General features: G+C 67.4%; 12 protein-coding genes. 2 read left to right on the top strand and 10 right to left on the bottom strand.

The window, feature by feature from the left end:
• Positions 1–10: 10 nt before the first annotated feature.
• From CQ040_RS00855 to CQ040_RS00820, 8 genes are all read right to left on the bottom strand, one after another.
• Entirely contained in the window at positions 11–1,285 is a 1,275-nt protein-coding gene (locus tag CQ040_RS00855) for an alpha-L-fucosidase (protein ID WP_181156690.1), read from the bottom strand.
• Positions 1,286–1,379: 94 nt separating this feature from the next.
• Entirely contained in the window at positions 1,380–2,408 is a 1,029-nt protein-coding gene (gene ilvC, locus CQ040_RS00850; protein ID WP_036274380.1) for a ketol-acid reductoisomerase, read from the bottom strand.
• Between the two features lie 79 nt (positions 2,409–2,487).
• Positions 2,488–2,997 (bottom strand): acetolactate synthase small subunit, encoded by a 510-nt coding sequence (ilvN, locus tag CQ040_RS00845; protein ID WP_017830816.1) that lies wholly within the window; start codon positions 2,995–2,997, stop codon positions 2,488–2,490.
• Between the two features lie 3 nt (positions 2,998–3,000).
• Positions 3,001–4,803, bottom strand: a complete 1,803-nt coding sequence (locus tag CQ040_RS00840) for an acetolactate synthase large subunit (protein WP_105525518.1) — start codon at positions 4,801–4,803, stop codon at positions 3,001–3,003.
• 51 nt (positions 4,804–4,854) lie between these two features.
• Positions 4,855–6,573, bottom strand: a complete 1,719-nt coding sequence (gene ilvD / locus CQ040_RS00835; RefSeq protein WP_028502763.1) for a dihydroxy-acid dehydratase — start codon at positions 6,571–6,573, stop codon at positions 4,855–4,857.
• Positions 6,574–6,582: 9 nt separating this feature from the next.
• Entirely contained in the window at positions 6,583–7,380 is a 798-nt protein-coding gene (gene otsB, locus CQ040_RS00830; RefSeq protein WP_105525519.1) for a trehalose-phosphatase, read from the bottom strand.
• Between the two features lie 52 nt (positions 7,381–7,432).
• Positions 7,433–8,839, bottom strand: coding sequence for a trehalose-6-phosphate synthase (locus CQ040_RS00825; RefSeq protein WP_105525520.1), 1,407 nt, complete (start codon positions 8,837–8,839; stop codon positions 7,433–7,435).
• Between the two features lie 65 nt (positions 8,840–8,904).
• On the bottom strand, positions 8,905–10,161 hold the full coding sequence (locus CQ040_RS00820) for an MFS transporter (RefSeq protein ID WP_105525521.1): 1,257 nt from the start codon (positions 10,159–10,161) through the stop codon (positions 8,905–8,907).
• A 209-nt stretch (positions 10,162–10,370) separates the two neighbouring features.
• On the opposite strand from CQ040_RS00820, the gene CQ040_RS00815 reads away from it, so the two are divergent.
• Together CQ040_RS00815 and CQ040_RS00810 are read left to right on the top strand one after the other, a co-directional pair.
• Positions 10,371–11,576, top strand: coding sequence for a PLP-dependent aminotransferase family protein (locus CQ040_RS00815; RefSeq protein WP_258131204.1), 1,206 nt, complete (start codon positions 10,371–10,373; stop codon positions 11,574–11,576).
• Positions 11,577–11,585: 9 nt separating this feature from the next.
• Positions 11,586–11,885 (top strand): hypothetical protein, encoded by a 300-nt coding sequence (locus CQ040_RS00810; RefSeq protein ID WP_105525523.1) that lies wholly within the window; start codon positions 11,586–11,588, stop codon positions 11,883–11,885.
• A gap of 12 nt (positions 11,886–11,897) precedes the next feature.
• Here the strand turns inward: CQ040_RS00810 and CQ040_RS00805 are convergent, their stop codons facing one another.
• Positions 11,898–13,082 carry an acetyl-CoA C-acetyltransferase gene (locus CQ040_RS00805; protein ID WP_105525676.1) on the bottom strand — a complete coding sequence of 395 codons (1,185 nt, stop codon included), beginning with the start codon at positions 13,080–13,082 and terminating at the stop codon, positions 11,898–11,900.
• Positions 13,075–13,743: a 3-oxoacid CoA-transferase subunit B gene (locus CQ040_RS00800; protein WP_181156692.1), complete on the bottom strand. Its 669-nt coding sequence runs from the start codon at positions 13,741–13,743 to the stop codon at positions 13,075–13,077. Before CQ040_RS00800 ends, CQ040_RS00805 begins: the two co-directional genes overlap by 8 nt.
• Position 13,744 lies beyond the last annotated feature (1 nt).

The raw sequence follows: 13,744 nt of genomic DNA, 5'->3' as shown, positions 1-13,744 counted from the left end.
ACCACTCAGATCAGTCCTCGATCAGCGTCAGCTCGATCACGGGGACCAGCACGTCGGGGCGGCGCACCGGCAGATGCACGGTCAGCGTCCCCTCCGCCTCGCCGGCCGGTGTCATCAGATCCGCCTCACGGTCAGGGTCGGACACACTCGTCTTGAGCCAGGACCCGTCGTCGAGCAGCCGCGCGTAGGAGACCTTTCCGGCGAGCTCCGGCAAATGCACGAAGCCCATCGGCCAGCTGAAGAGACTCAGGTAGAGGCGATTCCCGCGTCGGGTGTACACGCCTTCACGCGGCGGCGTGAACGGAGTGTGCCCCGCGCCGACCACAGCACTGCGATGCAGGCGCATCCATTCGCCGATCTCCCCCAGCGTCTGCGCATCGCGCGGTGCGATCGCCCCGCGACCGTCCGGACCGATGTTCAGCAGCATGTTGCCGCCCATCGACACCGAGTCGACCAGCATCTGCACGAGCAGCGTGGGCGACTTCTGGTCGGTGTTGTCACGGTGGTAACCCCAGGAGCCGTTGAGGGTCTGGCAGGCTTCCCAGATCAGTGGCACGCCGTCACGCACGATCGGCGCGGTCGGCTGGTACTGCTCGGGCGTGACGAAGTCGGCCGGGATGCCGAGACGATCGTTCACGAGCATGTCCGGCTGCAGCTCACGGCACAGGGCAAGCAGTGCGGTCGCGTCCCAGTCCTCCGGCCCCTTGCCGGCCCAGCCGTCCTTCTCCTCGGGATACGTGAAGTCGAAGAACAGGTAGTCGATGTCGCCGTACTCCGTGAGGAGCTCCCGCACCTGACCATGCAGATAAGCACGATATGCAGCCATGTCGCGCCCGACGTTCAGCTCGTGCGCGCCCTCGTCATCACGACGAGGATGATTCCAATCCACCGTGAAGTCCGGGTGATGCCAGTCGATCACCGAGTGGTAGAGCCCGACCTTGATCCCCTCGGCCCGGAGCGCATCGACGTACTCGCGCACGAGGTCGCGTCCGGCGTTCGCGACGGACGTGAAGTCGGTCAGCTTCGAGTCCCACAGGCAGAAGCCGTCATGGTGCTTCGTCGTGAGCACCACGTATCCCATACCCGTCTCCTTCGCTGTGCGCGCGAGCGCTGCGGCGTCGAAGAGATCGGGGTCGAAGTGCTCGAAGTACTGCCGGTAGTCCTCGTCGGTGAGGCGCTCGTAGTTCTGCACCCATTCGTGCCGCGCGGCCCCGCTGTAGAGGCCGAAGTGGACGAACATGCCGAACCGGGCCTGATCAAACCATTCCTGTCGCATGGCTTCCATCCTGGCATAGACATCGGATGTTTAGGGCGCGCCAGAGCCCCGACAACGAAGAACGGGCGCCCCCGAGGGGACGCCCGTTGTTTCGAGAATCGAATCAGCGCGCTGCGCTGCCGTCGATGTAATCCTCGTCCTGCTGCTTCCAGGCGAAGAGCGAACGCAGCTCCTTGCCGGTGACCTCGATCGGGTGCTGCTCCTCCTTGGCGCGCAGCGCCAGGAACTCCTCCGCACCGTTGTCCTGGTCGTCGATGAAGCGCTTCGCGAAGGCGCCGGACTGGATGTCGGCGAGCACGCCCTGCATGCTCTCCTTGACGCGCTCGTCGATGACGCGGGGGCCGGAGACGTAGTCACCGAACTCAGCCGTGTCGGAGATCGACCAGCGCTGCTTGGCGATGCCGCCCTCCCACATCAGGTCGACGATGAGCTTGAGCTCGTGCAGCACCTCGAAGTAGGCGATCTGCGGCTGGTAGCCCGCCTCGGTCAGCGTCTCGAAGCCGGCCTGCACCAGGTGGCTCACGCCACCGCAGAGCACAGCCTGCTCGCCGAACAGGTCGGTCTCGGTCTCTTCGGTGAAGGTCGTCTTGATGACGCCGGCGCGGGTGCCGCCGATGGCCTTCGCGTACGAGAGCGCGAGGTCCCAGGCCTTGCCGGAAGCGTCCTGCTCGACGGCGATGATGTCCGGGATGCCGCGGCCTGCGACGAACTCGCGGCGGACCGTGTGACCCGGCGCCTTCGGGGCGACGAGGATGACGTCGACGCCCTCGGGAGCGTCGATGTAGCCGAAGCGGATGTTGAAGCCGTGTGCGAAGGCGAGCGTCTTGCCTGCCGTGAGGTTCGGCGCGATGGACTCGCTGTAGATGATGCGCTGGTGCTGGTCCGGCGCGAGGATCATGATCACGTCGGCCCACTCGGTGGCCTCGGCGACGGTCTTGACCGGGAAACCGGCCTCCTCGGCCTTGGCGGCGGACTTGGAGCCCTCCTTGAGGGCGATCGCGACCTCGACACCCGAGTCGCGCAGGTTCTGCGCGTGGGCGTGGCCCTGCGATCCGTAGCCGACGATCGCGACCTTCTTGCCCTGGATGAGGGACAGGTCTGCATCTGCGTCGTAGAAGATCTCGGTGCTCACTTTGTGTTTCTCCTTGTTCTTTGCGTTTCGTCTTGCTTCGCGTGCTCGGTGAGCGGCGAAAACTCGGTACTCAGGTTGGTCAGCCGCGCAGGACGCGTTCGGTGATGCTCTTGCCGCCGCGGCCGATCGCGAGAAGGCCGGACTGCGCGATCTCCTTGATGCCGAAGGGCTCGAGTGCGCGCAGCATCGCATCGACCTTGCCCTTGTCGCCGGTCACCTCGATCACGAGCGCATCGGAGGCGTAGTCGACCACGGATGCGCGGAAGAGGTTCACCACCTCGATCACGTTCGAGCGCGTGGCGTTGTCGGTGCGCACCTTCACGAGCATGTGCTCGCGCTGCACCGAGGTGGCGAAGTCGAGCTCGACGATCTTGATCACGTTGATCAGCTTGTTCAACTGCTTCGTGACCTGCTCGAGCGGGAGCTCATCCACGTCGACGACGACGGTGATACGGGAGATGCCCGGCACCTCCGTCACGCCGACGGCGAGGGAATCGATGTTGAAGCCGCGACGGGCGAAGAGCCCCGCGACGCGGGTGAGAAGGCCTGGGGTGTTCTCCACCAGCAGGCTCAGCACGTGGGTCGACATGGCTCAGACCTCCTCATCGAATTCGGGCGCGTGTTCGCGGGCGTACTGGACGTAGCTGTTGCTGACGCCCTGCGGCACCATCGGCCACACCATGGAGTCGGCACTCACGACGAAGTCGATCACGACGGGGCGGTCGTTCGTCTCGAGCGCGAGCTTGATGGCGGCGTCCACCTCCTCCTCCTTCTCCACGCGGATCGCGAGGCAGCCGTAGGCCTCGGCGAGCTTGACGAAGTCGGGGATGCGCACGGTGCCGTGCCCGGTGTTGAGATCGGTGTTCGAGTGGCGACCGTCGTAGAACAGCGTCTGCCACTGGCGCACCATGCCCAGCGACGAGTTGTTGATGATCGCGACCTTGATCGGGATGTTGTTGATCGTGCAGGTCGCGAGTTCCTGGTTGGTCATCTGGAAGCAGCCGTCGCCGTCGATCGCCCAGACAGGACGATCCGGTTCGGCGACCTTCGCGCCCATCGCCGCGGGGACCGAGTAGCCCATGGTGCCGGCACCACCGGAGTTCAGCCACGCGTTGGGTCGCTCGTACTTGATGAACTGCGCAGCCCACATCTGGTGCTGCCCGACGCCGGAGGCGTAGATCCCCTCGGGCCCGGTGAGCTCACCGATCCGCTGAATCACGTACTGAGGTGCGAGGAGGCCGTCGGTCGTCGGCGCGTAGCCGAGCGGGAACTCGGTGCGCAGCCCGTCGAGGTACGACCACCACTCCTCGATGTCCGGCTTGGTGTCGGCGGTCGCGCCGCGGAAGGCCGCGTCGAGATCGGTGAGCACGTCGCGCACGTCGCCGACGATCGGGACATCGGCGGTGCGGATCTTGGAGATCTCGGCAGGGTCGATGTCGACGTGAACGACCTTGGCGTTGGGGGCGAACAGCGCCGCCTTGCCGGTCACGCGGTCATCGAACCGGGCGCCGAGCGACACCAGGAGGTCGGCCTCCTGCAGCGCCAGCACGGCAGGGACCGTGCCGTGCATCCCCGGCATACCCAGGTGCTGCGGGTGCGAGTCGGGGAACGCGCCGCGGGCCATCAGCGTGGTGACCACCGGCGCACCCGTCGACTCAGCGAGCTCGAGGAGCTCGGCCGATGCCTTGCCGCGGATCACACCGCCGCCGACGTACAGAACCGGCTTCTTGGCTGTGGCCAGCAGCGCAGCGGCTGCCTGGATCTGCTTGCCGTGCGCCTTGGTCACCGGACGATAACCGGGAAGGTCGATCTTGGGCGGCCAGACGAAGGGCGCCATCGCCTGCTGAGCGTCCTTCGTGATGTCGACGAGAACAGGCCCGGGGCGACCCGTACCGGCGATCTCGTAGGCAGCAGCGATTGCGGCGGGGATGTCAGCGGCGTCCTTCACCAGGAACGAGTGCTTCGTGATCGGCATCGTGATGCCGACGATGTCGGCTTCCTGGAACGCGTCGGTTCCCATCAGCGTCGAGAACACCTGGCCGGTGATGGCCAGCATCGGCACCGAGTCCATGTATGCGTCGGCGATCGCGGTGACGAGGTTCGTGGCACCGGGGCCGGACGTCGCGATGCAGACACCCACCTTGCCGGATGCGGACGCGTAGCCCTCGGCCGCGTGGCCGGCGCCCTGCTCATGCCGCACGAGGATATGGCGCAGGTCCACGGCATCCATCAGCGGGTCATAGACCGGGAGGATCGCTCCACCCGGAAGCCCGAACACATCGGTCACGCCCAGGAGCTCGAGCGAGCGGACGACGGCTTCGGCACCCGAGATCTCCGGGGCAGAGGATTGACGGGCGGGTGGCCTCGGCACGGCCGGGGCGGAATCAGCAGTCATGAGTTTCCTTCTGATGATCTGTGGAGGACGCCGGATGCCGGAGCGTCCGGATCAGCCGGTGGTCGCTCCCTCGGCGGCGGACCGCACGAGGCGCGAATACTTGGCAAGAACGCCTCGGGTGTAGCGCGGGGGAAGTGGCTCCCAGCCAGAGCGGCGGGAGGCGAGCTCAGCTTCGTCGACGAGTAGGTCGAGAGAGCGAGCTGCGATATCGACCCGTATCAGATCACCATCGCGCACGAAGGCGATAGGACCTGCGTCCACCGCTTCGGGTGCTATGTGGCCGATGCACAGGCCGGTTGTGCCGCCTGAGAATCGTCCGTCAGTCAAGAGTAGTACATCTTTTCCGAGCCCCGCGCCCTTGATGGCCGCGGTGATGGCGAGCATCTCGCGCATGCCGGGTCCGCCCTTGGGGCCTTCGTAGCGGATGACGATGACGGTGCCGGGTTCGATCTCACCGTCTGCGACGGCATCCATCGCTGCGCGCTCGCGCTCGAACACGCGGGCCGGGCCCTCGAAGACGGCGGCATCGAAGCCGGCGGTCTTGACGACGGCGCCCTCGGGAGCGAGCGATCCGTGGAGGATCGTGAGCCCGCCGGTCGCGTGGATCGGGTTGTCGAACGTGTGGATGACCTCGCCGTCGATCGGCTGCGGGTCAAGGTCCGCGAGGTTCTCGGCGAGCGTCTTGCCCGTGACGGTGAGAGCATCGCCATGCAGCAGGCCTTCGTCCAGCATCGCCTTCATGATGACCGGGATACCACCGTGACGGTCGACGTCGTTCATGACGTACTTGCCGAAGGGCTTCATGTCGGCGACGTGCGGAACCTTGTCGCCGATGCGGTTGAAGTCGTGCAGGCTCAGCTCGACATCGGCCTCACGGGCGATCGCGAGCAGGTGCAGCACGACGTTCGTGGAGCCGCCGAGAGCCATCGCCAGCGCGATGGCGTTCTCGAACGCCTCCTTGGTGAGGATGTCGCGGGTCGTGATCCCCTGTCGCAGGAGGTTGACCACGGCCTCGCCCGAGCGGTGGGCGAAGTAGTCGCGGCGGCGATCAGCCGCGGGAGGTGCTGCCGAGCCCGGGAGGCTGAGCCCGAGGGCCTCGGCGACCGATGCCATCGTGTTGGCGGTGTACATGCCGCCGCAGGCGCCTTCGCCGGGGGCGATGGCACACTCGATGCGCTTGAGGTCTTCCTCGCTCATGAGACCCGCGCGACAGGCGCCGACGGCCTCGAACGAGTCGATGATCGTGACGTCCTTCTCAGTGCCGTCGGAGAGCTTGACCCAGCCGGGAGCGATCGATCCGGCGTACAGGAAGACGCTGGAGAGGTCGAGGCGGGCGCTGGCCATCAACATGCCGGGGATCGACTTGTCGCAGCCTGCGAGCAGGACGGAGCCGTCGAGTCGCTCGGCCATCATCACGGTCTCTACGGAGTCCGCGATGACCTCGCGCGACACGAGCGAGAAGTGCATCCCCTCGTGGCCCATGGAGATGCCGTCCGAGACGGAGATCGTGCCGAACTGCAGCGGGTATCCCCCACCCGAATGCACGCCCTCCTTCGCGCCCTGCGCGAGCCGGTCGAGGCTCAGGTTGCAGGGAGTGATCTCGTTCCAGCTGGAGGCGATGCCGATCTGCGGTTTGTCCCAGTCCGCGTCGCCCATGCCGACGGCACGGAGCATGCCTCGGGAGGTCGTAGCCTCGATGCCGTCGGTGACGACGCGGCTGCGGGGCTTGATGTCGATGGGCGCGCTGCTGGAGGGATCATGCGAGGACATGACGGAAGTCTATTGCCGCGCAGAGGTACGTTCGTCCGCCAGCGCCTCCAGAAGCGCGGCGATCTCTTGTGGAGTGTCCACACGCAGGGTCGCCACGCTCTCGCCCGGACCGACACGCACGCCGAGGTCGCCGGGCTGCAGCACCCGCATCGCATCCTCATCCGTCACGTCGTCGCCGGCGAACAGGATGCCGGTGGCGTCGAATCGCTCTCTGAGCGCCGACATCGCCGCGTCCTTGCCCTCGGTACGCGAGGAGAATTCCAGCACCCGATGCCCCGCACGCCGCCGCCAGTGCGGGAAGCGCTCGGCGACGAGTGCGTCGATCTCCGCGAAGACGCGCTCCTCGGTCTCTCGGTCGGCGCGTCGGGTGTGCACGCCCATCCCGAACGTCTTGGGCTCGAACTCGGCACCCTCGAAGCGCTCGATGATCGGCTTCGCAGCTGCCCAGAGCTCCTCGCGAGCGCCTTCCTCGGTGGCCTCGCCCGGGGCGTCGGCGTCGCCTTCTCCGGGGAACCAGTACTGAGCGCCGTGTGAGCCGGCGAGTGCGATCGCCGAGTCGTCGGTGTGCTCGGTGATCACCCTCAGGTCGTGCATGCTGCGTCCGGAGACGTAGGCGACGACCGTGTCGGGCAATGCCGCCAGGCGCTCGACCTGGGTGGCGACTTCCGGAAGTGCCCTCGCCGCCATCGGATCGGCGACCAGGGGTGAGGCGGTCCCATCGAAGTCGAGGGCCACCACCAACCGCGGCGTGGCGGCGAGCGTGGTCAGGTCGTCGTCGACTGTTCCGGGGGTCCAAGGGCGCGTCACAGATTTCTCCTATCGCAGGGGGTGGTTCTCAGTATCGCGGCCGCGCGAGCGCTCAGCGGCCACGGACCTCGGAGAGGGCGGCCAGGAAAGACGATGACCAGGCATCGACGTCGTTGTCCAGCACGCGTCGCCGAAGTGATCTCATTCGGCGCCCCTGCTCGGTCGGCGTCATCTCGACCGCCGTCATGATCGCGTCCTTGAGGCCCTCGATGTCGTGCGGGTTGACCCGCACCGCTTGCCGCAGTTCGTCGGCAGCTCCGGTGAACTCGCTGAGGACCAGTACACCGCGATCGTCGACGCGGGTCGCGACGTATTCCTTGGCGACGAGGTTCATGCCGTCGCGCAAGGCGGTCACGAGCATCACGTCGGCAGCCAGGTACAGCGCGACCATCTCCTCGCGCGGGAACCCCTGGTGCAGATAGCGGATCGCGGAGTGGCCCATCGTGTCGGTGTCGCCGTTGATGCGGCTGACGGCGAGCTCGATTTCGTCCCGCAGGTGCACGTAGGCGTCGACGCGCTCCCTGCTGGGACTTGCGACCTGGACCAGGGTGACGTCTTCGACCTTCAGACGCCCTTCCGCGAGCAGTTCGCCGTAGGCCTTGATCCGGTGGCGAATGCCCTTGGTGTAGTCGAGCCGGTCGACCCCGAGCAGGATGCGCTTGGGGTTGCCGAGGCTCGCACGGATCTCGGCTGCGCGCGCGCGGACGTCTTCCCTCGCGGCGAGCTCGAGATACGGCGTGGTGTCGATGGAGATCGGGAACGCCCGCGCCATCGCCGTGCGCACTCCATCGCCATCGGGGACGGAGACGTGAGCGCCCTTGACCTCGTAGCGCAGTCGCCGCCGCACGGCGGTGAGGAAGTACGTGGCGTCCTGCGCACGCTGGAAGCCGATGACGTCGGCACCGAGCAGTCCGCGCAGCACCTGATCACGCCAGGGCAGCTGCGCGTACAGGCCGTGGGCGGGGAACGGGATGTGGTGGAAATACCCGATCGTGACGTCCGGGCGCAGCTCCCGCACCATCTGCGGGACGAGCTGCAACTGGTAGTCATGCACCCAGACCGTGCCTTCGGGCGCTGCGGTGGCAGCCGCGGCCTCTGCGAAGCGGCGGTTCACCGTCACATACGCATCCCACCACTCTCGGTGGTACTGCGGCGGGGCGATGACATCGTGGTACAGGGGCCAGATCGTGTCATTGGCGAAGCCCTCGTAGTACTCCGCGACCTCCTCGGCGCTGAGAGCAACGGGGATCAGCCGGATCCCGCCAGCCTCGAACGGCTCGAGCTCGACGTCGGCTTGTCCTGCCCAGCCGACCCACGCACCGTTGACATTGCGCATCATCGGTTCGAGGGCAGCGACCAGTCCACCTGGCGATGTCCGCCAGATCTCCTCGCCGTCAGGCCCTTCCACCCGGTCGACGGGCAGCCGGTTGGCGACGACGACGAAATCTGCAGCTGTCAAGTGGGACTCCTCACACCAGCGGTTGTATCCAACCTACCCAGGATGGTGAGATTCCGCCCCGGCCGTCAGGCGGCGACCGGCGAACGCCGCCGACCGTCGCCGCTGAGCACCCAGTTCGCGACACCCGCCGCGAAGGCGATGAACGCTGCGACCATCGGCAGCAGAAGCGCAGCGGGCGTTCCGATGTTCTCGGCGATCTCACCGGCGACGGCGGCGCCGATCGACTGCCCGACCACGACGCCGGAGCCCAGCATCGTCATCACGGTCGCCGAGCGTCCGCGCGGACTGCGCGCCGCGCCGAAGCTGTACTGCGTCACCAGAGTGGGGCCGATGCCGATGCCCATGATCGCCAGCGCGACCATCATCGTGCCGGGCGAGTCGACGAAGCCGAGCAGGAGCGTCCCTGCCAGCAGGATGCCGGAGAACACGAGCCAACGCGCACGCATGGAGAATGCCGGGGGAAGCCAGGCGACGCCGAGCGCGAGGATGGCAGAACCGACGCCCATCACGCCGTAGAGCAGGCCTGCCTGTTCGGGAGCGCCACGGTCTGCCATGAACGAGGTCAGCGCGGTGAGCATCGTGCCGAAGAAGATCCCGACGCCCAGGATGCCGAGGACCACGATCAGCAGCTGCGGACGGAACAGTTCCGACACGGCAGAAGGAGCCTTGCCGTCGGCATCACGGTCCTGGGACACATGACGCCCGCTGGGGTGCAGCGCGAACGCGCCGACGAAGACGACCGTCAGCACCGCGGCACCCACCAGAGGCGCCCACGGGGCGAGCACGGATGCCAGGATGCCGACCAGGAAGGGACCGAAGACGAACACGGTCTCGTCGGCCGCGGACTCATACGCCATCGTGCCCGAGACGGTCTTGTCCCGCCGCTCCGTCGGCATCCGCTCGCTGATGATGGTGACCAGACGCGAGCGCGAGAGCGGGGCGACCTGTGGGGCGGTCGCGCCGATGCCGACCGCGGCGAGCAGTACGAAGCCGTCGGCAGCTGTCCCGTAGACCACGAAGGTGAAGAGCAGGAGCATCGCACCGTTCGCGAGCGCGAGCACGATGAGCACGCCTCGCTGACCGAAGCGGTCTGCTGCTGCCCCCAGCAGCGGTCCGAAACACGCGGTGCCCAGTCCGACGGCCGCCGAGGTGAGTCCGCCGAGCGACAGGGAACCTCTGGCCGAGACGACCACTGTGAGGACCCCGACGACCATCATCGCGAACGGAAGCCGAGCGATGAAGGCGATGAGGAAGTAGGGAAGGCCTGCGAGCTGGAGAAGGCTCCGCTGGGCGGGTTGCTGCGATGTCGTTGCGGGTGTCATGGCTCTCGCGCGTCGAAGACGCGATGTCGGGTGCCGCCGCTGTCCGTCGGAAAGCCGACGGCCGGTAGATACACGGTTGTGCGGCCGCGGCGAGCCGCGACACCGCCATGATAGCGCGCGCACCCGACCACTGGCAGGGAAACGAGCGGCCAGCGACGGGTCTAGTCTGGGCGGCACCCACTGCACGATGCGCTCCCGAGGAGGACCCGTTGCCCACCGCCCCGCAGGCCGCTGCCCCGTCCCTCGCCCTTCCCCCGCGGTCCCGGCGCGCGGGAAGCGCCAAGACCTCGCCGGTCCGCGACCTTCTCGCACTGACCGAGCGCCCCGAGGTCATCTCCTTCGCCGGCGGCCTTCCGGCGCCTGAGCTGTTCGACCTCGAGGGGATTCGCATGGCGTTCGACGCGGCGCTCGGCTCCCCCGGCGTGCTCCAGTACTCGACCTCGGAGGGGGACCCGATGCTGCGAGACGAGATCGCGAGGCGCTATTGCGCTGATGGGCTTCCCACGGAGCCGTCCGATCTGATCGTGACGACAGGATCGCAACAGGGCCTCGGGCTCCTCGCGACGACGCTGATCGATCCCGGCGACACGATCCTGGTCGAGGAACCCTGCTATCTGGCCGCTCTGCAGACTTTCGCCCTCGCCGGTGCCCGTGTGGTCGGTGTGCCCTACATCGGTGACGGCCTCGACCTCGAGGCGCTGGAACAGCTCGCGGCCGAGCATGCCCCGAAATTCTTCTACACCGTACCGACGTTCCAGAACCCGACGGGGCGCACCCACGGACTCGAAGCGCGCCGAGCGATCGCCACGATCGCCCAGCGTCGTGGGTTCCGCATCATCGAGGATGAGCCCTACCGTCAGCTGCGATACTCCGGTGACGCCCTGCCATCGCTGTCCGAGTTCGCGCCCGAGCATGTCATCAGCCTCGGCAGCTTCTCGAAGGTGATCGCGCCCGGCCTCCGCATCGGCTGGATCCGCACCACCGTCGACATCCGTTCCTCGGTCACGATCGCCAAGCAGGCCGCCGACCTGCACACCTCCACGATCGATCAGGCGGCGGCCGCCCACTACCTCGCCTCAGACCGAGGCGAGCCGGCGCTCGCACGCATCCGCGAGGCATACGCCGCACGTCGCGACGCGATGCTCGACGCCCTCTCCAGCGCCCTTCCCGAGGGGAGCGCGTGGAATCGACCTGACGGCGGAATGTTCATCTGGGCACGACTGCCGGAGGGGATGGACGCCGCCTCCTCGCTCACGCGGGCCCTCACGCGCGACGTCGCATACGTTCCCGGCACATCGTTCTTCTCCGGCCGGCCCGACGAGCGCACGCTCCGCCTGTCGTTCACGACCTACTCCCCTGCCAGGATCATGGAGGGCTTGTCAAGGCTCGGTACGACCTGGGGTGCGGGAAGGTAGCGTTAGGGAATGCGCTACCTCTTCAGCACCGGACTCATCGCGGCGATCACGGCGGGGGTCTCCCTGCTGCGCGGCACCCGCGAGCAGCCCATCACCTGGCGCGCCGTGTTGTCCTGGGCGAGCTGGGGCATCACCATGGCCCTGGCCGTCGGCGCCGTCATCGACATGAACCGCGAGCGCCGCGGCGTGCTGGTCGATGCGGATTCCCCCCAGTCGGTCAAGAAGGCGAAGAAGGCTCAGCGGCTCCAGTTCCGCTCTCAGAAGGCCCTCGCCGACACACAGGACCACGCGAAGGACCAGCGCTCCTGAACCCGGCGCGACTCACCGGGTGAGGATGAGCGCCTCGCCCTGACCGCCTCCGCCACACAGTCCGACGGCTGCCGTCCCGCCACCTCGGCGAACGAGCTCGTGCGCGACGTGCACGACCAGTCTGTTGCCGGACGCGCCGATCGGGTGGCCGATCGCGATGCCTCCGCCATGGATGTTCACGATGCTCTCATCCAGACCGAGCTCGACCTGAGAACGTGCCACGACAGCCCCGAAGGCCTCGTTGATCTCGACCAGGTCGAGGTCCGACGGGGTGATGCCCTGCTTCTCGCATGCGCGCTCGATCGCCCGAGCCGGCTGCGCCTGCAGGGAGTTGTCGGGTCCGGCCGTCTGGCCGCTCGCGCCGACCGTGACGAGCACAGGCCAGCCCTTGGCCTCAGCAGTGCGCCGCGTGGTGACGACCACTGCGGATGCCCCGTCGGAGATCGGCGAGGAGTTCCCGGCTGTGATCGAACCGCCCTCCACGAAGGCGGCACGAAGACCCGCGAGCGTATCGACCGTGGTGTCGGGGCGCACTCCCTCGTCTTTGGTCACGCGCACCGGCTCGCCACGACGCTGCGGAACATCGACGGCGATGATCTCTCCGTCGAACACTCCGGCCTCCTGCGCAGCTGCCGCACGCTGGTGCGACAGTGCGGCGACCTGGTCCTGCGCCCCTCTGGTCAGCTCAAAGCGAGCATTGTGCCGCTCGGTGGACGCCCCCATGCTCTCCCGGTCGTAGGCATCGGTGAGCCCGTCGTACGCCATGTGGTCGAGCACTTCGACACTCCCGTAGGTCCAGCCGTCGCGCGATCCCATAAGCAGGTGCGGTGCCCGTGTCATCGACTCCATCCCCGCGGCGACCACGACATCTGCATCGCCGGTGCGGATCATCCGTGCGGCGTCGATGATCGCTGTCAGGCCTGAGAGGCACACTTTGTTCACCGAGTGCGCGGGGACGTCCCAGCCGATGCCTGCGCCGATCGCCGCCTGGCGTGCCGCATTCTGCCCAGATCCCGCGGCGAGCACCTGACCGACGATGACGGCATCGACGTCCGCCGGGTCGATCGATGCCTGTTCCAGCGCGCCACGGATCGCGAAGGATCCGAGTTGAGGCGCGGTGAAGGAGGCCAGCTGTCCTTTGAGGCGCCCTTGCGGGGTGCGGGCAGCGGCGACGATGACGACGTCGTTCTCAGTCATGGTCATGGGTCCTTTCGGTGAGCAGGGCATCGGAGACGATGAGGGGCGGTCGGGTGGCGGCGATGATCTCCTCGACGGTGACCCCCGGTGCGGTCTCGACGAGCACGAGCCCATCGGGGGTGATGTCGATCACCGCCAGATCGGTGATGATCCGGTCGACCACGCCGCGCCCGGTCAGGGGCAGCGAGCACTCGTCGACGATCTTCGCCGATCCGTCCTTCGCCACGTGCTCCATGAGCACGATCACCCGGCCGGCGCCGTGCACGAGGTCCATGGCACCGCCTGGGCCCTTGACCATCTTGCCGGGGATCATCCAGTTCGCGAGGTCGCCCGTCGCGGAGACCTGCATGGCACCGAGGATCGCAGCATCGATCTTGCCGCCACGGATCATCCCGAAGCTCGTCGCCGAGTCGAAGAACGCAGCTCCTGGGAGCGTGGTGACCGTCTCCTTGCCCGCATTGATGAGGTCCGGGTCGACGGCATCCTCGCGGGGATAGGGACCGACGCCGAGGATTCCGTTCTCCGATTGCAGGACGACCGTGATGTCGCTCGCCACGTGGTTCGGAACGAGAGTCGGCAGGCCGATGCCGAGGTTGACGTACGCGCCGTCCGCGAGCTCCGCAGCTGCACGAGCCGCCATCTGGTCTCGGGTGAGTGCCATC

Origin of the sequence: Microbacterium sp. MYb54, from assembly GCF_002979515.1 — a bacterium.
Taxonomy (GTDB): Bacteria; Actinomycetota; Actinomycetes; order Actinomycetales; family Microbacteriaceae; genus Microbacterium.
The sequence above is the reverse complement of the archived record's forward strand: the minus strand, read 5'-3'. Positions and strand labels throughout refer to the sequence as shown.